Raw genomic sequence first — 19,587 nt, forward strand, 5'->3', positions numbered from 1 at the left:
GTCTTTAATACGTCGCGCGGCCGCCGCTGATGTCGAAGCAGAAGCCGGTCGTGAAACTGCAATCGTTGCTGCTCAGGAAGTGGACCAGGGCGGCCACCTCGTCCGGCTTGCCGGTGCGGCCCAGCGGGATCTTCGACAGCATCATGTTGATCTGCGACTGGTCCAGTTGGTCCAGAATCGGCGTCTGGATGACGGCCGGGGCGACGCTGTTCACACAGATGTCGCCCTTGCCGACCAGTTCCTTCGACAGCGACTTGGTGAGCGCGATCACCGCCGCCTTACTCGCCGAGTAGGGCGCCATCTTCGGGTTGCCCTCTTTCCCGGCGATGCTGGCGATGTTAACGATCCGGCCGTACTTGCGCTCGATCATCGACGGCAGCACCGCCTTGCAGCACAGCACCAGCCCGGTCACGTTGATCCCGAGCACGAACTCCCAGTCCTCGCGGACGCTCTCCCAGATCGGCACGTCCCGCCCCTTGCGGCTCGCCACCCCGGCGTTGTTCACCAGTATGTCCACCGGGCCGGCTTTCGCGGCGATTTCGCCGAACACGCGGTCCAGATCGGCTTCCTTTGTCAGGTCGCCGACCAGCGGCACCCCCCCGATCGCGCCGGCGACGCGGGCGGCGCTCTCGGCGTTCATGTCGAACACGCCGACCTTCGCCCCGGCCCCGGCCAGCCGCCGGCTGATCGCCTCGCCGATGCCCTGGCCGCCGCCGGTCACCACCGCCACCTTGCCGTCGAGCCGAAAAAAGTTCTCTGCCACGTCGCACCAGTCCTCACGGAAGGGAGATTCGTTCGGGATGGGAACGTTGTAGACGCTTGATCGCGGCTTGGCCTTCCCCCGCCACCAAAGGTTTCGCACAATAGCGTGCGGGTCGTCAGATGCCGAGGACTCGCACCGATAAGCGTAGGATTGGGATGAAAGCACACCGCGCGGGCGACGGCGAACGGTCGCTGGCCGTGTTTATCGACTTCGAGAACATGGGCCTGGGGTTCAACAACCGCCGCGACCGGTTCGAGATCTCCAAGGTGCTCGAACGGCTGGTCGAGAAGGGCAAAATCGTTTGTAAAAAGGCGTACGCCGACTGGAGCCGGTTCGGCATGTACACCGGCGCGCTCCACGAGTCCGCCATCGAACTGATCGAGATCCCGCGCCGCGGGATGACCGGGAAGAACTCCGCCGACATCCGGCTCGTCGTGGACGCGATCGACCTCGCGTACTCGAAGGACCACATCGACACGTTCGTGATCGTCTCCGGCGACAGCGACTTTTCGCCGCTCGTGTCGAAGCTGAAGGAACTCGGCAAGCACGTCATCGGGCTCGGCCTGTCCGACGCCACCTCGGACCTGCTGCGCGACAACTGCGACGAGTTCATCTATTACGAGGACCTGGACCGCGCCCCGATCATCCCGATCGCGGTCAACGAACAGATCCCCGAAAAGAAGCGGAAGGTGTTCGCGCTGCTGCTGGACTCGCTGCTGGCCCTGCGCCGCGAGAACAAGGAGGTGATCTACTCTTCCATGCTGAAGGACACAATCAAGCGGAAGAAGCCGTCCTTCAACGAGGACTACTACGGATACCGCACCTTCAGCGAACTGCTCGAAGACGCCCAGCGTGAGGGGCTGCTGGAACTGGACAAGCACCGCACCAGCGGAATGTATGTGGTCACGCGGTTCGGGCTGGAAATGAAGGCCGGTGCGCTGCCGCCGGTGTCGCGCGTCATTCCGCTGCCGAAGGGCGGCGAGGGGCGCAGACCGATCGAGTTGGTGCCGCGCAACGGGAACGGCCTCCCCGGCCCCGAGCCGAAGAAGGCACTCGAACTGCCGCCCCGCGGTGCCGCGGAGCCACGGCGGGCCGAACTGCCGCCGCGAGCCGAACCGCCGCAGCGCCCCGAACCGGAACCGAAGAAGGTCGAGCCGCCGAAACCGTCCGCCGCCGTCCCGAAACCGGCCGCCGCCGCTCCAAGGCCCGCTCCCGCGCGCCCGACTCCGGCTCCGGCACGGCCCGCGCCGCCACCAAAACCGCCGGCCCCCACGCGCGAGGACGCGGACGACGATCGGCCGCTCGGCCGCGCGCTTGTGGACGACTTCGACGATCTGGACGACGAGCCGCTCGACGAGATTCCGACTTACGCCCCGCGCAAAGCTGAGTTGAAACCCGCGACCGCCCCGGCACGGCCGGCGCCCGCCAAGCCGGTTCCGGCCCCGAAGCCGATCGCGGCGAAAGAGCCGGCGCCCGCCAAGCCGGCCCCGAAACCGGTCGCCACGGCGGAGCCGGCGCCCGCCAAGCCGGTCCCGGCAAAGCCCGCACCCGCGAAGGCCCCCGCGCGCCCCGTCAGCGAAGGGGCTGAACCCGACGCCCCCGCCGTCAAGCCGGCCGCGAAACCGAAACCGGCGACGAAGGCCGCTGGGCCGAAACCCGCGGCCAAGCCCCCCGCAAAGGAGCCGCCCGCGAGACCGCGCCAACCGGACCCGAAGCCGCCCAGCGACGACGACGAGTTCGGCGCCGGGCTGTAACGAGGTGGCGGGTCGGACGGCGTCAGCCCACCGGGCGCGTCACGACCCGCCCTTTTAACGCGCACCCCCGCTTCGCGTGAGGTTATCCCAAACGGCCCACGCACGTTCGTACCGCACGTTCCCTCTCCGAGGCCCTTCTATGTTCCGATCGCGTCTCCGCGCGTCGGCCCTCGCGCTGTCGGCCGCGCTCTTCGCGCTCAGCCCGGTCAGCGCGCCCGCGCAACCCAAACCCAAGGCGAAAGCCGTCGAGCCGCCGGCCACCGACCCCGCGACCATGAAAGTCGCGAAGGGGTTCAAGGTCGAACTGCTGTACAGCGTCCCCAAGGACACGATGGGCTCGTGGGTGAGCATGTGCGTCGACCCGAAGGGCCGGCTCATCGTGTCGGACCAGTACGGCGCGCTGTACCGCGTCTCGGTCCCGCCGGCGGGCGCCAAGGGCGAAACCGCGATCGAGAAGATCCCCGCCGCGGTCGGCTCCGCGCAGGGCCTCCTCTACGCGTTCGACGCCCTCTACGTCGTGGTGAACGCGCCCAACAAGAGCGGGCTGTACAAGGTCACTTCGTCCAAGAAGGACGACACGCTCGACACGGTGGAACTGCTGCGTGCGTTCGAGGGCGGCGGGGGCGAGCACGGGCCGCACGCGGTGATGCTCACCCCGGACGGGAAGCGCCTCACCGTGGTGTGCGGGAACCAAACCAAACTCACCAAGTACGACACGACCAAAGTCCCACCGTACTGGGGCGAGGACCACCTGCTGCCGCGGCTCCCGGACGGCAACGGATTCATGAAGGGCGTGATGGGGCCGGGCGGGGCCATTTACAACGTCACCCCCGACGGCAAGCAGTGGGAGCTGTTCAGCGTCGGCTTCCGCAACCAGTACGATGCGGCCTACAACCGCGCCGGCGACCTGTTCACCTACGACGCCGACATGGAGTGGGACTTCAACACCCCGTGGTACCGGCCGACACGCGTGTGCTTCGTGCCGCCGGGCGGCGAGTTCGGCTGGCGCAACGGTGCGGGCAAGTACCCCGAGTATTACCCCGATAACCTGCCCCCGGTGCTCAACGTGGGGCCGGGCTCGCCCACCGGCGTGTGCTTCGGATATGGTGCGAAGTTCCCCGCCAAGTATCAGAATGCGTTCTTCATCTGCGACTGGAGCTACGGCAAGCTGTACGCGGTCCACCTGAAGCCAAAGAGCTACGCGTACACCGGCGAACTCGAAGAGTTCGTGACCGGCACGCCGCTGCCGCTCACGGACCTCGTCGTGAACCCGACCGACGGCGCGCTGTACTTTGCCATCGGCGGGCGCAAGACCAAGAGCGGTTTGTACCGCGTAACCTACACCGGAACGGAGAGCACCGAGGCGGTCGCCGGGGGCGAGTCGCTGAGCGCGGACGAACAGGCCGCACGTCGCCGGTACAAGACCTTGGTCGATTCTGCCGAGCATTCGAACCCGGCGTTTAAAGACGTTATGGCGACGGCGGCCGACTCCCGGGACCGCTTCGCTCTGGCCGCCGCCCGCCGGGTGCTGGAGAGCCAGCCGGTCGACCAGTGGCGCGAACTCGCACTCGCGGCCACCGACGCGACCGAGGCGGCGCACGCGCTGCTCGGACTGGTGCGGGTCTCCGCCCCGTGCCCCGAACACACCCCCGACAAGAAGGTGAAGGGCGACCCCGCGCTCCGCGCGAAGGTACTCGCCGCTCTTGGGCGGTTCGACCTCGCAAAGCTGACCGACCAGCAGAAGCTCGACCTGCTCCGAGTCTACCAGGTGCTGTTCAACCGGTTCGGTTCGCCCACGGCCGACGAGCGCAAGGCCGTTCTGGCGAAGCTGTCGCCGGTGCTGCCGTCGGGCAACCGCTTCGTCAACGGCATGGTGCTGGAGGTACTCGTGTACCTACAAGACGACACCGTCGCCCCGCGGGCGGTCAAGGCACTCAAGGACGCGCCCACTCAAGAGGAGCAAATCGAGTACGCCCGCTCGCTGCGGATGCTAAAAGCGGGCTGGACGCCGGAACTGCGTAAGGACTACTTCGAGTGGTTCGTCAAGGCCGCCGGATACAAGGGCGGGAACAGCTTCGGTAAGTTCTTAAAGTTGATCCGGGATGACGCGGTTCTGACCCTCGCGCCCGCCGAGAAGGTCGCGCTGGGCGCGCTGCTGACCGCGGACCCGGCGGCGGTGAAATTGCCGCCGGAGCCCGCGCGGCCGCTCGTGAAGGCGTACAAGGTGGCCGATCTCACCGACGCGCTGGAGAAGGGGCTGAAGTCCGGTCGCGACTACGAGCGCGGCCGGAAGCTGTTCGCGACCGGGAAGTGCTTCGGGTGCCACCGGTTCGACGGCGAAGGCGGGAGCAACGCCCCGGACCTCACCGGCGTAGCCGGGCGGTTCAGCCCGCGCGACCTGCTGGAGTCGATTATCGACCCCAGCAAGGAGATCAGCGACCAGTACGGGGCGGTCGAAATCCGCACGGCCGACGACCGCGTCATCAAGGGACGCATCGTCAACCTGAACAACGACAACGTGATGGTTAACACCAACATGCTGGAGCCCGGCTCCACAGTCTCTGTGAACCGCAAGCTGATCGAAAGTATGACGCCGTCGAAGGTGTCAATGATGCCCACGGGCCTCGTTGATACTTTTCAGGAAGACGAGGTGTTGGACCTGCTGGCTTACATTCTGTCGCGCGGCGACCGCAACAGTGCCGTGTTCAAAAAATGATCCGTTCAGCGTCTGAGAACGGGCTGTTACGTCCCAGCCCTCGCCTCAGACGAGTAACGCGGCCCACCATCAAACACAGGAGCCCGGCGACCATCGGTCGCCGGGCTCCTGTGTTTGATGGTGGGTGATTACCGAGCGTGGCGCGTAACCGGCTTTCGTTCAGTGGGTGAGGCGGGACTCGAACCCGCAAGCCCCTTGCGGTAGCGGCGGATTTTAAGTCCGCTGTGTCTGCCATTCCACCACTCACCCGTCCGGTGCATGATGGCAACTCGGGGCCGGGTTGGCAAGGCACCACTACTCGAACATCTCGGCCAATTTCTTGACCTGCGCAGCCCCGAGCCGGGTGACCAACCCCTTGACCGCTTCGACATCAGTCATGTCGAGCCCCCCGGTCGACCGGTGTACCGGAGGCGGCGTTACACTCGCCCCACCCGCTCCATCTTCTTTCTTGATGTTAGATTTGTAGTTCGAAATGACGTTGTTCGGTAGCTCGACGTCGTACTTGTCCCTGATGTAGGCCTGCAACTCGGTCGGTGAGACCGCCCACCCTTTCTCCCCGAGCGCGTCGCGGACCATTTGCTTCTGGGTGACTTTCCCGTCGCTCTTACTTCTGGCCACGGCTCTGCACTCCTGTCGTTCACGTTATGTCGATAAGCACACATCCCTCAATACTACTTTATGTAGTATTACGCGCGTGCGCTGTGAAGCAGGAGTTGTAGCTTTTACTTGAAACGTGGTGATGGCTCACACCACGCCCGGAACTCACCGGGCGGATTGATAGATCTGATCGAACAGCCCGCCCTCGGAGAAGAAGTCCGATTGGATCTTGTCCCACCCGCCAAGACCAGACGACGGCGCGGTGGCGCGGATCAAATCGATCGGCGGGAACCGGCCCGCGTGGCGAGTTGCCACGTCCGGGTTCCCGGGGCGAAAGAACGTTTCTGCGATCAACTCCTGGGCCGCGTTCGTGTAGAGGAACCGGAGGTACTCCTCGGCCGGGGCGCGAGTGCCTTTGCGGTCCGCGTTGGCGTCCACCAGCGCGACGTGCGGTTCGGCCCGGATGCTCACCTTCGGGTACACGATTTCGATTTCGTCCTTCAACTCCCGCTTCTCCAGCCACGCCTCGTTTTCCCAAGTGAGGTGAACGTCGCCGATGTTCTTGCGGGCGAACGTCACCGTGGCCCCGCGCGCGCCGGTGTCCAGCACCGGGACGCGCCGGTACATCTCCGTGATGAACTTCCGGGCGTCGCCGACCGATCCGCCGCCGTGCCGCACCGCGAGCCACGCGCCGAGCAGGTTGAGCTTGGCCCCGCCGCCGGTCTTGGGGTTGGCGGTGATGATCTTTACGCCGGGCTTATCAACCAGGTCGGTCCACTGTTCGATGCCGTGGGGGTTCCCCTTCCGCACGGTAAACACGATCGTTGAGTAGTACGGAAGCGCGTTGTTGGGGAGCCGCGATTCCCAGTTGTCGGCGATCAACTTTTTGGAGCGGATGTTGTTGATGTCGGCCCACATCGCCAGCGTAACAACGTCGGCGGGAATGCCGTCGATCACCGACCGCGCTTGACTGCCGGACCCGCCGTGCGACTGGCGCACCCGCACCCGCTTGCCGGTCTGCGCGGCGTAGTGTTCGGCGAACAGGCGGTTCATACGCCGATAGAGTTCACGGGTCGGGTCGTAAGACACGTTCAGCAATTCGAAGTCGTAACGGGAGCCCGTGCAGCCGCCACCGGCCGAGAGGGCGGCGGCCGATGCGGCAGTCAAGAACGTGCGGCGGTTCATGTCGTCGTGCCGGATGAGGACGGAATCCTCACTTAATCTATGAACGTGCTAAGGCGGCGGACGTAACGATTCGACTTCGGGCAGGTCGGACAGCGTATTCAGCCCAAAGGCCTGAAGAAACTTCTTGGTGGTGCCGTAGACCTGCGGGCGGCCCAGCGAGTCGTGGCGGCCGGCAATCCGGACAAGCCCCTTTTCCATGAGCTGCCGCACCACTTCACCGCACGCCACACCCCGCACCTTTTCCACTTCGGCGCGCATGATGGGCTGTTTGTAAGCGATCACCGCCAGGGTTTCGAGCGCGGCCGGGGAGAGCTTCAACTCGTGCCCCGTGCGTTTGAGCCTGGCGAGCCAGGTGTGGTAAACGGTGCGCGTGAGGAGTTGGTACCCGCCGGCGATCTCTTCGACCTGAAATGCAGACCCGTCGGCGTCGTAGAACTGTTGGAGCCGGGCCACGAGTTCGCGCGCCTCCGCCACACCGCGGAGCCCGACCACGTCGGCAAGTTTTCGTGCCGGGAGCGGTTCATCTGCCAGGAACAGAGCCGCTTCGAGCCGGGCGAGCTTCGCGTCCCGTGCGCGCGGGTGCGTGGCGGGGGCGGTGCGGTCTCCGCGCTCGCGCAGGGCGTGCGGGAGCACCACGTTACCCGGGCGCTGTGCGTACGGCCGCACGCGCGCGGTACCGAACTTTTGGCGCAAGTGGTTCACAGCGCGGTCCCTCCGGGACTCCGCTATACCACTTATCAACCGCCCGCTCAATGTGAGCGGCGGGTATAAAACGTGGCCGTCGGTGTTGACTTGATCGGTCGCCATTCGGGAGCGGCGCGGAACCACTCATCGAACGGCGTGCCGGTGCGAGTGAGCGCGAATTCGAACCGCCCGTAGCGGTCTTGCCAGTCGTTGACCGCGGCTCCGGGCGCTTCGGCCGCGTGGACGTAATTGACGAGCCACGGCCCGCCGGTCAACTCGCACCGGTCGTCCACGAACACCTTGTAACCCGGCGCGTGGTAGATCACAAACCCGCCGTAAATGTATTCCGAGTTGAACAGCCGGTTCGGCTCACCCGCCCTCGGCTCGTACTCTTTGAGAGCGTCGAGCACATCAACCGGCCAAGCGTTCGGGTCGTGTGTCGCCCAACCCGAGCCGATCAGCGGTACCGGCACACGCGCCACCTGAAGTCCGAGCGCCAGCGCCACCGCGAGCGCGGGCGCCCACACGTGCGCCCACCACGGGCGCGGCCGGGCGCTGCCGGGCTGGTACAGGTCGGGCCGCCGGGCGGCGAGCCACAGCGCCCAGCGCGTGTGCTTCCACATCGCCGTCACCGCGACCAGCGTGACGACGGCGAACAGCGACACGTGCCGGCACCGGCTGAAACTGAGCGCGAGCCACACGAGCGGCAACAGCCACGACACGCGCAGGGCGCTACGCTTCACGCCGTACAGCACCAGCAGGTAAAGCAGCGCCAGTGCCAGCACGGGCCATGCGTAGGACGCGGTCACATCGAAGGGCCGGTGTTCCGCGATGATGTCGCGCAACTCGCCCGCATTCATGATGACGAGCCAGGTCTTCACCATGTCGGTGCCGTACGGGTTGGCAAGCGTTGAGAGCCCGCACCCCACCGCGACGAGCAGCAACAAACCCGCGTCGCGCCAGCTCTTGATCGGGGCCGGGCGGCCGAGCTTCCACGCCAGCACCCAGCCCGCGAAAACGCTGCCGATCGTTCCGATTCCGCCGAGCACGCCGCCGTGAACGTTGGTCCAAACGGCGCAGAGTGGGATCAGCAAAAGCAGGCGCTTGAGTTTCGGCCGGCTCACGTCGGCCTCGGCGAGCGCGACCGCGACCGCCGCCATCGCCGCGAGCGTGAACAGGTGCGGGCGGACGTGGAAGTGCGAGCCGGCCGACGCGAGCGTCAGCGCCACGACGCCGGCAACGACGACGGGGTGGAGGCCCGTGCGCCACAGCCGAAGCGCGAGCCACGCGAACAAGGCCGCGAGCAGGGTCGCCGCGCCGAGGAGCTGCGCGTCGAACCCGCCGACCCGGTGGGCACCGGCCATTGCGATCTCGCCGAGCCACTGGTACGGGACCCACCACTGCCCCGCGAACGTGAACGTGTACGGGTCCGCACGGACGAACCCGTCCTTCAGGATGAGTTCGCCGGTGGTGGTGTGCCAGAACGTGCCCGGGTCGATGAAGAACCGCGAGCGCCCGGCCCCCAGGAGCAGCAGCCAGACGAGCAAAAACGCCACGGCCCCGGGGCCGAACCAGCGCGGAAGGGTCATGCCGGCACCGCGGCGGTGGGTGCCGGTTGCCGTTCAACCGGTCGCGGTCGGCGGGGGCGGAGCGAGTAAATGAGCAACACGGCGGGTGCCATCCAAAGGAACCAAAACGACCCGAGCTTGAACAGATTCATCACGAAACAGCCGGCGTTAACTGCTGCCAGCGCGAACAGCGGATAAAAAACGCTACCCCTCTGTTCTACGGGAGCGAGTTGAGAAGGCAGGGACTTCGTGACCACCGCAAACACGGCCGGCAGCAGCAGCACCATATCAAACGGCCACGCGCCGTATGGGGCTGTGCAAAACGATACCAACAATATTAACGGCAGTTCGGAGCCCCAGTCCCAGGCGCACCGCCGCTGCCATCGATACCATACGAACCACACTAGGCCGATCGCGACCGATACGAATTGCAGCCGGAAATGTTCCGACCCGAACGCCATTCGGAGCACCGTTCCCAGCGTCGGCGAGAGCCACTGCGACGGCGGGCGGTTCGCCATCGCGTCGGCATACTGATGCCAGACGTGCGGGTTGAACGCGAGCGGGACCGCCGCACACGCCGCTCCGGCCACCGCACCGCCGACGAGCACCCGCCAGCGCCCGCGCACGACCCCGTCTACCGCGAGCCCGACCCATAACAGGTACGCGAGGTGTGGTTTGATCGCCACCAGCACCGTTGCGGCGCCCGCAAGATACTCCCAGCGACGGTCCGCGTGCGCGCGGCGCTCGCACTCGGCGAACAGCACCGCGCCGAGCAGTAAGAGCGGACTGATTTGACCGCTCGACAGAGCCAGCACGGTCGGCATGGACGTGAATGTCACCGCCCAACTGACCCAGCGCAGGCTCCGCGCGCCACCGAGCCTGACCCACAGGCGGTCGGCGCAGAACCCCAGGGAGGCAAATTGAACCAGCGCCCACAGCAACTGGGCGTCGCGCGCGGGCAGCAACCCGAGCGGCAGCACCGCGGGCAGCGCCCACGGCGGGTTCCACATCATGATCGGGTGTGGCGTGTGCCGACCGGCACTTTGCTGGAGCGGAAGCAAGAGGTTGCCGTCAAACGGGTTCTGGCCACTCAGCGCGAGCGTCGCGGCGGCCCAGTATTCCACGAAATCATCCGGCGGCCACACTGTCGGGTCGGCAAGTAGTTGTCGCACCTGACCCGCCAGCAGCGCGCCGACAGCCACGAGGCCGACGATCGAGAGCAGGTTGCGCGAACTCATGCGCCAGCTTAGAACGTATTTCGTTTCGGGGACGATCCTGTACGACCGACGTATCCGAGCCACTCCTCCAACCCCAACCCAGTCCCGGAATTTGCTAATCACCTCCGAAGATCACGCGAGAAGGTTATCGGTAACGTTGATGACGGCGCAATCTCAGACCAATTACGGAAGACCGCATGTCCTGGTGCGGTGTCCTCCGCGTGACCAATTTCTGGTCACGGCATCGCGTTCTGTCCAATCGTGGTTCGTTAAGCCTGTGCGTCACATCACATCAATTCGTCGTTCATGCGGTGCGCATAGTAATTACAATAACTCCTTATTCCCAAGTTGTTTGCGTCGTCTGTAAGGGAGCTAATTAGGGACTCGGAGCAGACGTTTTGGCCTCCGGCATCGGGATTGCCTTATGTGCCGCCGCAACAGCGGTGCCTGGGTTACCGCATGTATGGCAGACCGACGCCGGCCGGTCGCAGTCCTCGACTGTGACGGGTCGCGAGTTCGAGGGCTGCAGTCCAACTTCCCGTCATGAGGTGACAACCCGTGGGCTGGACCAAAGAGCGCTTACAGGAAGTTGCCCGCACACGTCTCGGGGGCGCGAAGCTGATCGTGGTGGCGAACCGGGAGCCGTACATCCACCGGTACGCGACGGACGGTGCGGTGGAGTGGATCCGCCCGGCGGGCGGGCTGACCACGGCGCTGGACCCGGTGATGCAGGCGTGCGGCGGGGTGTGGGTGGCGCACGGGTCCGGGGACGCGGACCGGGCGGTCACCGACCCGAGCGGCCGGGTCGGGGTGCCGCCGGACGACCCGAACTACGTGCTGCGGCGGGTGTGGCTCACCCCGGAGCAGGAGGACGGGTACTACTACGGGGCCGCCAACGGCATGCTGTGGCCGCTGTGCCACCAGGTGTTCGCCCGCCCCGCGTTCGACCCGGGGCACTGGGACGCGTACCGCCGGGTGAACCAGACGTTCGCCGACGCGGTGCTCGAGGAGGCCCAGGGCGGGCCGGCCCTGGTGTTCATCCAGGACTACCACTTCGCGCTGCTCCCGCGGCTCCTCAAGGCGGCCCGCCCGGACCTGGTGACGGCCCAGTTCTGGCACATCCCGTGGCCCGGCCCGGAGAAGTTCCTGGTGTGCCCGTGGGCCAGGGACATCCTGGACGGGCTCCTGGGCAACGACCTGATGGGGTTCCACACGCAGCACGACTGCAACCACTTCCTGGAGTGCGTGGACCGGGCCCTGGAGTGCCGCATCGACCGGGAGCGGTTCGCGGTCCAGCGGGGCGGCCAGGCGACCACCGTCAAGCCGTTCCCGATCAGCGTGGACCCGGCCCTGGCCGACGAGTACCTGGGGGACGACTGGGCGGCCCGGGCCGGGGCCATCCGGCGCCGGCACGGGTTGGGGGACCGGCCCCTGATCGTGGGCGTGGACCGGGTGGACTACACCAAGGGGATCCCGGAGCGGCTGCGGGCCGTGGACCGGGTGCTGCACCGGCACCCGGAACTCAAGGGCGGGTTCCACTTCGTGCAGGTGGGCGCCCCGAGCCGCTCCAGCATCCCGGCGTACCGGGATCTGACCGCCGAGGTGAACGGGCTGGCCGCGCGGATCAACCGGGAGCACGGGACGGCGGGCTGGCAGCCGGTGGTGTTCCTCAACGCGCACCACGGGCCGGAGGACATCTTCGCGCTGTACCGAGACGCGGCCGGGTGCGTGGTGAGCTCGCTGCACGACGGCATGAACCTGGTGGCCAAGGAGTTCGTCACCGCCCGCGCCGACGATCGCGGGGTGCTGGTGCTGTCCACGTTCACCGGGGCCGCCCGGGAGCTGACCGACGCGGTGCTGGCCAACCCGTTCGACGTGGACGAGTTGGCCGACGGGCTGTACGCCGCCCTCACCATGCCCGCCGCCGAGCAGGAGCGCCGCATGCGCCGCATGCGCGCCCAGGTCGACGACCACAACATCTACCGCTGGGCCGGCTCGCTGCTGACTGCGATCAGCAAGATGGTTCCGGACGTTGCGGACGCGGCTTCGGAGCCGACCGTCGTCCCCGATCCGGCGGACGAGTCCCTGGACGCCACCGAACGGGACATCGCCCGCGAGAACTATTTCGCCACGCTCCGGCTCGCCGCCGGTTGAACTCCTCCGGTCGGTCACGATTCGCGGCGCCGGCGGACCCCGCCGCGCCGCTCTGCTCCCGGTGGTGAGGGACCGCATGAGTGACGGAGATAACTGGGTCGACCACGCCGTGCTCGAATTCCACTCGGGACGGCCGCTGACCTTATTGTTCGACTACGACGGTACGCTCGCGCCCATCGTCCCGCACCCCGCACTGGCGATCCTCGCGCCGCAGGTTCGCGCCCGGCTGCGCCGGCTCGCCCGAGCCCCCGGGGTGGCGGTCGGCGTGATCAGCGGGCGGGCGCTGGCCGACGTGCGCGACATGGTCGGTATCGACGACTTGTACTTTGGCGGCAGCGGCGGGGCGGAATTGGACCTCTGTGGGGTAACAGAGGTCGAGCCGATACCGGCGGACGCCCAGCGCCAACTGACGGCCGCCGTTTCCGACTTGCGGGCCGCACTCGCCGGGTTCCACGGCGTCTGGCTCGAGCCCAAGCCGGTCGGGTTCGCGGTCCACTACCGGGCGACCCCGGAGCCCACCGCAACCGCGTTCCACGCGTTCTTCAGCCGGTGGCACACCCAGTTCCCCGCGCTCCGAGTGCTGGACGTGTGCAAATCCTACGAAGTGGGGCTACGGGACGGGTGGGACAAGGGGGATGCGGTGCGGCGCGTCCTGGCCGAACAGCCCGCGCACACGTTCGCAGCTTACTTCGGTGATTCGGAGAACGACCGCCCGGCGATGGCCGCGGTCGTTGCTGCCGACGGTGTGAGCGTCGGCGTCGGTCCGGAAGCGCCTGCTGGAACGAGGTACACGCTGCCCACGCCGGCCCGGCTGCACACCGACCTCGCGCGCCTGTGCGGCGCGCTGAACCTGTTCGACCGCGGCACCCACTCGGCAGGCGGAGCGGAGGCGACCCGTGACCACCTTGTATGACGCGGGCCGCCCCCAGGAGCGGCGGCCCGGTGTTCTGCTGATCGACCCGGACCCGACCGCCCGGGCTAGCCTGGCCCGCGGGCTCGAGGGCGCCGGCTGGCACGTGTGGGCCGTGGACGGCAGCACCGCCATGGAAACGTACCGACTGCACCGGGACAATATTGACGTTGCGCTGGTGGACCTTCAGTTCCCGGGCCTTCAGGGCGGGCGACTGCTCGCCGAACTGGGGCAGGTGGCTCCCGAACTGACCCGGTGTGCGATGTCCGGCGGGGTGAAGGCGTACACCGCATCCGCGTACCGGCGGATGAGCGGCACCCCTCTGTTCGCCAAACCGCTCGACCCGCGTGCGCTGGCCGCGGCCCTCCATGACCTATTGCTCGTGAGCCGCACCTGAGCCCGCGTATCCGTTCACGGGGTGGCGATGGGTGCCGGGAAGGAGTGAGGGCACGGGTGTGCCGTTTCGTGCGGCCTGAATGGCGTCGGTGAGGAAGGTGAGCACGTTTCGGCCTTGCTGCTGGCACGAGGCGACGACGGTGAGCACCCGCTCGACGAATCGGGAGCCGCGTTCGGAGTCGGTGCCGTAACTGGTCTTGCGCCAGCACACCGCGTGGCGCAGGGCCCGCTCGGCCGCGTTGTTGGTGGGCTCGACGCCGTCCACCCGGGCGAACGTGTACAGGGCTCCACCGAACCGAAGCAACTCGCGGCACACGCCCGCGGTGATCGCGCACCCGCACGTGCGCCCGCGCCCCAGTTGGGCGTAGACGGCCGCCCGAACCCCGCCCAGGTGATGGGACACGAACCGGGCCCGGCTCAACGTCCCGTCTCGCACCCGGGGCCACGCGCCCAGGAGCGCATCGGCCGAGGCCAACAGGGCGGTCCCGATCGGGGACCCGTCGTTGCCCCGGTCGATCATCGCCTGGAAGTCCCGCCGCAGGTGCGCCCAACACACCTGGCGCCGGTCCGGTGACAGGTGGTCGTACACCGAGTACCGGTCGGTGGTGAGCACACCCGGGGTTCCCGGGATCAGCTCGCCCAACACCTTGCGGGCTCGGGACCGGCGGATCACGAACCCGGTCAACCGGTCGGCCACCGCGACCCACAGCCAGGCCCGGCTCCGGCCCTCGCGCCATCCGGTCTCGTCCACGTTCGCGGACCTCCCCGTGAGGTGGGCGTGGACCGCCGTGGTGACCGGCTCCCGGGCGCCCGCGGTGCGGTCCTGGAGGTGGCACACGGCACCCGGGCTGATCGGCACCCCGAACAGGTCCCTCAGCACCCGCGCGACGCCCCGCTTGCCGAGTCGGTACGCCCCGGTCAGGACCGCGCAGGCGGCCTGGGTCCGGGGGCCGTATCCGCCCCGCACCCCGGGTGGCAATGGTGGGCATGTGACCCGCGCGCAACGGGGGCAGGTGAGCCGGTGTCGCCGGTACTCGGTCACCTGGGGCCGCACCGCGGGTAACTCGAGCACCTGGTGGCGAATGGGCTCGGGATCGGTCCCGGCGAGCGCACCGGAGCACCCGGCGCACACCTCGGGCCGCAACTCGAGGACCGTGTCCGGGGGCAGGTCCGGGCGGGTCCGCTTGGGGTGCCCGGGTTGTCCGCCCCGGGCCTTCCCGGTTCCTTTCCGAGGCGGTGCCGGCTTCACCTGCGGGCCGTCGGAGGACGGGGGCTTGGACGAGTTGGACGGGCTCTGGTTGAGACGGGCTTCCAGGGCCGCAACCCGGGCTTCCAGGGCCGCAATTACCGCCGACACGGCGGCCTGGGCCGCCGCCGGCAGTTGGTTCCAGAGCTCCTCAGGGATTGGCGGGGTTGCGCCCATTACACACGAATCTGCGGCTCCAGGCCGACCCCGGCAAGTCGACCGGCGATCAGACCCCGTGAACGGTTACGTTCACCTGGGTGACCGGGGACAGCGTGTACGGCGACAGCCCGACATTCGTGCAGGGGGGCCGGGCTCTGGGCACGTGGTACGTGGTCGACGCGTCGGCCGACGCGCGGGTGTGGGTGGCCGAGCCGGTGGTCGTGCCGGCGGGCACCAAGGGCCGCCGGGGCCGTGCCACCACCGCGCCCCATGTGGCCACCAAGCCCGAGCGGGTGGACGCGGTGGCCGCGCGGCTCCCGGCCACGGCGTGGACCCGTGTGGTGGTGGCCGAGGGGAGCCAAGGGCCGAGGATCTTCGAGTACGCGGCCCTCTGGGTGTGGTTCAGCGAAGAAGGGCTCCCATCCGGGCGCGAGCGCCTGTTGGTGCGCCGGTCCGTGGGCCAGGAGCCCGAGCTCAAGTGCCACCGGTCCAACGCGCCCGAACAAATCACGGTGGCGAAGTTGGCCCCGGTGCGCGGGTGCCATTGGTCGGTGGAGCAGAGCTTCCAGGCGGCCAAGGGGGAGTGCGGGTTGGACGAGTACGAGACCCGGGGTTGGGTCGGGTAGCACCACCACACCGCCTTGTCCCTGTTGGCCTTGTGGTTCCTGGCACGGCAGAAGCGCCGGTTGGGGGAAAAAAGAGCCCCAGATGAGTTCCCCCGAGGTGCGCGCCCTGCTCGGGCACCTGCTCGACACGCGGCGCTGGGATGAGGACCAAATCCTGACGTGGTCCCGGTGGCGACAGGAGCGCAATCGCATCGCCAAAAGGTGCCACCGGAAGCGCCACCAGGCCGCACTGAGCGTAGCCGACGCCGAGCGGCGGAGTCGGGGACAACCAGAGGCGCTGTAGTATTACCCCGCCGGGGCCAAACAGGCCGGCGAATTCAAGCTTTTCAAGCCGAATTTCGCTCGCCGGGAATTGCTGCGTGATCGGTACTTGTCCGGCAGCATGCGTCGTTTGTCACGCAAGGTCAAAACTCGTCTTGGCGTCACAAGTCGGCACGTGCAAAACCCACTTCGCATCTACGACTGTCGTGTTCGACATGACCTGTGCATGGGTGGGGGTGCGGGCCATCGGTGTGAGGCGCCCGCCGAATCAGATGCTGCCGTGGACCCACCCAAAATCGCAAGTTATCAGCGGTGCGCATCGGGGGCATTGCTCAGTGATTCCATGAGAGTTCGGTGCTGTTGAAGAGCGCCCAGTACAGGTCCGCGAGCCGCCGCCTGCGTTCGTCACCACTCGTATTCGCAAGTCTGGTTGCGAAGTGGTGGCTTTCCTTCGGAGTTGGTCGGCGCGTCAGCACGGTCAGGTAAGCCGCTTCGACCGCGGCGCGATCGTCCGGCGCGAACATTGCGATTTGTGCCGAAGCACTCAACAGTTCTTCATTCGCCTTGCCGTCCACCAGGTCACCGTTCATCACCAGTAGGCGTTGCGGGATGGTGCCACTGGATCGGGCGAATTCGTCGTCGTCGGCGTCGCCGTATCGCGCCACAAAATCCTTCTCGCTGAAGTACCGGGCCAGCCGCACGAAGACGTGCGATTGCTGGTCTATCGTTTTCACACTTGCGGCCTGGATCACGTTCCCGATCACTTGTTCGGGGCGCAGCCGCGAGAGGGGGAACACGGCCCACGCTTCGTCATGAGACTCGGTAATTTCGAACGCGGCAGCGCTGTCGAGCCGAAACACGTCGAGGGAGGAAATGAGCAGGATGAGCCGGCGGATGTCGTGCCCGTGGGCCGCAAAGTCGTCCCCCAGAATGCGGAGCGCGGGGGGCGCCTGCTCGTCGCTCATCTCTGCAAGCGTCTGTGCTTCGATCCGGTTCGTCAGCGGGCGGCCGAACAGCATGGCCCACACACGGTTCACGGTCGCACGCGCGAAGTAGACGTTCTTCGTGTCGGTGACCCACGCCGCGAGGCGCGAGCGCCTCGTGCCGGTGGCGGGCAGCAACTCCGGCAGAAATGGCACACCGGGACCGATTTCATGTCGCCCGCCCGCAACGCGATCCTCGAAGCCGTATTCGCCGGTAGCAGCGTCCGTGATGTTGGTCACCACATGTCTCGTCTGCCCGAAGAACGCTGCGAGTGCCTGGAAATGCGTCTGCTTCCAAGTCGGTTCGAGGAAGTGGTCATGGCACTGCGCGCAGTCGATGCGCAGACCCAGGAACGCACGGCTGACGCGCACCGCGAGCTTTTCGGGGTCAGGGGCTTCCTTGTTGTCGTCGTAGCCCGCGGCTACGAAGTTGACCGCGGGCACATCCGTGTTGAGACCTTGCGCGGCAATCATCTGCGTCACGACCTCGGCATACGAGGTGTTCTTGAGGAACTCGTCGCTCAGCCACGCGATAAATTTGCGCTTGCGGTACACGACGGGTGGCCCGTCTTCGGTGCCGATGTACGCCCGCGCGAGTCGGTCGGCGAAGTAGTCGGCGAACCGTCGGTCCTTTAGCAGGTGATGCGCCCAGCCCTCAACACGCATCTCGGGCGATTGCTCCTCGAACTGGCGGACATCTTCCAGCGACGGCACGCTGCCCGTGAGCGCGAGCGACAGCCGGCGGGCCACGGTGAGGTCAGCAGCGAGTGGGGCAGGGACGAGCCCTTTTTCGGCCCACTGGTCCCGAAATGCGCGGTTCACCTTCGCGACCGTGACACGGAAGTCGGGCCGCTCGGTCGGGGCTGCGTCGAACGTGATCTTGCGCCTGGGTGCGGATAGTGGAAACAGGCTCGCCCACAGCGAGAGAGCTGAGCCGAGTACGACCGCGGCGAATAGGACGTTTCGGCCCCACATATCTGATGTTCCGTGCGGGAGATCGCAGTGCATACCCACCGTCCATCGTGCGCGTTTCACGAAACCGTACGCTTCGTCCGGGGGTAGTACGGGTGCCGGTCGGTGAGTACCTACCGGGAGTTCTGCAGGCACCCGATTCGGCCCCCACAATTCCAATGGCAGCTCACGCAATTCCCGTCGCGCCGCCGCTGATCGGACCAACGTTCGATGACCCTCTTCCGGTCGCGCAACCGGTTCGTGCGCCAGTTCCGGAGATGATTCCCGGTGCGGAGCCGGGTGCGAACCCGTTGCTGCGCGCGATCGGCCTCCTTGGAGCAGGGCTGGAATGGTGCTTCGGGGTTGTGGTACTGCTTCTGGGCCTATCGGTGCTGGCGGCGGTGCCGCTCGGGCAGTTCTTGGTTTTGGGCTATCTGTTGGAAGCGAGCGGGCGGGTGGCCCGATCCGGGCGCATCCGGGATGGGTTCATCGGCGTCCGCCGGGCGGCCCTGTTCGGAGGAGCCGCGTTGGTGGGCGGCGTGATGTGGCTCCCGCTCTACCTGATGTCGCTCCAGGCGGAAGCGGCTCGGATCATCGACCCGCGCGGGACGATCGCGCGGGTGTGGGAGATCACGCTCGGCGTCTCCGCGGTGGTTCTCGTGCTCCATGTGGCCGGCGCGCTTTTCTGGGGCGGGCGGGTCCGGCATTTTTTGAATCCGATCAACGTTCCGTGGCTCGCGCACCGGCTGTTCCAGGGCGGGATGTACCAGGAGGCACGAGACCGTGTTTGGGAACTCGTTGTCGGGTTACGGCTGCCGTACTACTTCTGGCTCGGCCTTCGGGGGTTTGTGGGCGGGTTCATCTGGCTCGCGTGCCCGCTTTTCCTTCTCGGGCTCGGGCACAAGTTTTGGGGCGTCGGGTTGCTCGGCGCGGCGCTACTTTCGGTTGTGGTGCCGTGCGTACCCTTCTTGCAGGTGCGGTTCGCCCGGACGCGGCGGTTCGCCACGTTTTTCGAGTTGCGAAAGGTCCGCGGCGTGTACCGACGGGCGCCGCTTGCGTTTGCGTTCGCACTGTGTGTCCATCTGCTGTTCGCGATGCCGCTATACGTGCTGAAAATCGAACTCATCCCGCGCGAACTGTTCTTCGTTGAGGGGCTGTTCTTCCTGCTGTTCATCTTCCCGGCGCGGCTGCTGGGTGGGTGGGCGTATGCACGCGGCACGCGGCGCCAGCTACCGCGGCTTTGGGTGTCCCGGTGGGCAGGCCGGCTCGCGGCGGTTCCGGTGGTGCTCGCGTACGTGTTTGCCGTGTGGGTGTCACAACACATTGGCTGGGCGGGCGTGTCGAGCCTGTACGAGCAGCACGCGTTCCTGCTGCCGGTACCGTTCGTGACGTGGCGGTGATTTCCGGCCCGCCCCGG

The 19,587-nt window shown here is 67.1% G+C and carries 16 protein-coding genes and 1 tRNA gene; 8 read left to right on the forward strand and 9 right to left on the reverse strand.

All coding sequences use genetic code 11. The features are described from left to right. Window positions 1-4: 4 nt before the first annotated feature. Window positions 5-763: an SDR family NAD(P)-dependent oxidoreductase gene (locus GobsT_RS15430; protein ID WP_010046081.1), complete on the reverse strand. Its 759-nt coding sequence runs from the start codon at window positions 761-763 to the stop codon at window positions 5-7. Window positions 764-918: 155 nt separating this feature from the next. On the opposite strand from GobsT_RS15430, the gene GobsT_RS38775 reads away from it, so the two are divergent. Together GobsT_RS38775 and GobsT_RS15440 are read left to right on the forward strand one after the other, a co-directional pair. Next, complete coding sequence (locus GobsT_RS38775; protein WP_010046084.1) at window positions 919-2,517, forward strand: NYN domain-containing protein; 1,599 nt, start codon at window positions 919-921, stop codon at window positions 2,515-2,517. A gap of 139 nt (window positions 2,518-2,656) precedes the next feature. Beyond that, complete coding sequence (locus tag GobsT_RS15440; protein ID WP_010046086.1) at window positions 2,657-5,233, forward strand: c-type cytochrome; 2,577 nt, start codon at window positions 2,657-2,659, stop codon at window positions 5,231-5,233. A gap of 163 nt (window positions 5,234-5,396) precedes the next feature. On the opposite strand, the gene GobsT_RS15445 is transcribed toward GobsT_RS15440, so the two are convergent. The 6 genes from GobsT_RS15445 to GobsT_RS15470 form a co-directional block, all read right to left on the reverse strand. Next, window positions 5,397-5,482: transfer RNA gene (locus tag GobsT_RS15445), tRNA-Leu, on the reverse strand. Window positions 5,483-5,527: 45 nt separating this feature from the next. Beyond that, complete coding sequence (locus GobsT_RS15450) at window positions 5,528-5,851, reverse strand: hypothetical protein (protein ID WP_010041426.1); 324 nt, start codon at window positions 5,849-5,851, stop codon at window positions 5,528-5,530. Between the two features lie 144 nt (window positions 5,852-5,995). Then, the gene (locus GobsT_RS15455; RefSeq protein ID WP_010041428.1) at window positions 5,996-7,015 is read right to left on the reverse strand and encodes a sulfate ABC transporter substrate-binding protein; all 1,020 of its coding nucleotides are present in this window, start codon (window positions 7,013-7,015) and stop codon (window positions 5,996-5,998) included. Between the two features lie 48 nt (window positions 7,016-7,063). Then, entirely contained in the window at window positions 7,064-7,717 is a 654-nt protein-coding gene (gene scpB, locus GobsT_RS15460; protein ID WP_010041430.1) for an SMC-Scp complex subunit ScpB, read from the reverse strand. A gap of 47 nt (window positions 7,718-7,764) precedes the next feature. Next, on the reverse strand, window positions 7,765-9,288 hold the full coding sequence (locus tag GobsT_RS15465; RefSeq protein WP_010041433.1) for a hypothetical protein: 1,524 nt from the start codon (window positions 9,286-9,288) through the stop codon (window positions 7,765-7,767). Continuing rightward, the gene (locus GobsT_RS15470; RefSeq protein WP_010041435.1) at window positions 9,285-10,505 is read right to left on the reverse strand and encodes a glycosyltransferase family 87 protein; all 1,221 of its coding nucleotides are present in this window, start codon (window positions 10,503-10,505) and stop codon (window positions 9,285-9,287) included. Before GobsT_RS15470 ends, GobsT_RS15465 begins: the two co-directional genes overlap by 4 nt. Window positions 10,506-11,042: 537 nt before the next feature. Between GobsT_RS15470 and GobsT_RS15475 the strand changes: the two genes are divergently transcribed. The 3 genes from GobsT_RS15475 to GobsT_RS15485 all read left to right on the forward strand — a co-directional run bounded on the left by GobsT_RS15475 (window position 11,043) and on the right by GobsT_RS15485 (window position 13,945). Next, window positions 11,043-12,638 carry an alpha,alpha-trehalose-phosphate synthase (UDP-forming) gene (locus GobsT_RS15475; protein ID WP_010041437.1) on the forward strand — a complete coding sequence of 532 codons (1,596 nt, stop codon included), beginning with the start codon at window positions 11,043-11,045 and terminating at the stop codon, window positions 12,636-12,638. Window positions 12,639-12,714: 76 nt separating this feature from the next. Continuing rightward, the gene (gene otsB, locus GobsT_RS15480; protein WP_010041438.1) at window positions 12,715-13,551 is read left to right on the forward strand and encodes a trehalose-phosphatase; all 837 of its coding nucleotides are present in this window, start codon (window positions 12,715-12,717) and stop codon (window positions 13,549-13,551) included. After that, entirely contained in the window at window positions 13,535-13,945 is a 411-nt protein-coding gene (locus tag GobsT_RS15485) for a response regulator (protein WP_010041439.1), read from the forward strand. Before otsB ends, GobsT_RS15485 begins: the two co-directional genes overlap by 17 nt. Here the strand turns inward: GobsT_RS15485 and GobsT_RS15490 are convergent. Continuing rightward, window positions 13,922-15,367, reverse strand: coding sequence for an IS66-like element ISGob2 family transposase (locus GobsT_RS15490; protein ID WP_010041440.1), 1,446 nt, complete (start codon window positions 15,365-15,367; stop codon window positions 13,922-13,924). The two genes, GobsT_RS15485 and GobsT_RS15490, sit on opposite strands and share 24 nt — an antisense overlap. 80 nt (window positions 15,368-15,447) lie before the next feature. Between GobsT_RS15490 and GobsT_RS15495 the strand changes: the two genes are divergently transcribed. Together GobsT_RS15495 and GobsT_RS15500 are read left to right on the forward strand one after the other, a co-directional pair. Continuing rightward, a complete protein-coding gene (locus GobsT_RS15495) occupies window positions 15,448-15,975 on the forward strand; it encodes a transposase (RefSeq protein ID WP_010041445.1) in 528 nt (175 codons plus the stop codon). A gap of 82 nt (window positions 15,976-16,057) precedes the next feature. After that, window positions 16,058-16,258: a hypothetical protein gene (locus GobsT_RS15500; protein ID WP_010041448.1), complete on the forward strand. Its 201-nt coding sequence runs from the start codon at window positions 16,058-16,060 to the stop codon at window positions 16,256-16,258. Window positions 16,259-16,568: 310 nt separating this feature from the next. Here GobsT_RS15500 and GobsT_RS15505 read toward each other — a convergent pair whose 3' ends face one another. Then, window positions 16,569-18,194: a DUF1549 domain-containing protein gene (locus GobsT_RS15505; protein WP_010041451.1), complete on the reverse strand. Its 1,626-nt coding sequence runs from the start codon at window positions 18,192-18,194 to the stop codon at window positions 16,569-16,571. Between the two features lie 254 nt (window positions 18,195-18,448). Here GobsT_RS15505 and GobsT_RS15510 point away from each other — a divergent pair, with 254 nt between their 5' ends. Further along, the gene (locus GobsT_RS15510) at window positions 18,449-19,570 is read left to right on the forward strand and encodes a hypothetical protein (RefSeq protein WP_010041453.1); all 1,122 of its coding nucleotides are present in this window, start codon (window positions 18,449-18,451) and stop codon (window positions 19,568-19,570) included. The last annotated feature ends 17 nt before the right edge of the window (window positions 19,571-19,587 follow it).

The sequence above is a fragment of the Gemmata obscuriglobus genome (genome assembly GCF_008065095.1).
Taxonomy (GTDB): Bacteria; Planctomycetota; Planctomycetia; order Gemmatales; family Gemmataceae; genus Gemmata; species Gemmata obscuriglobus.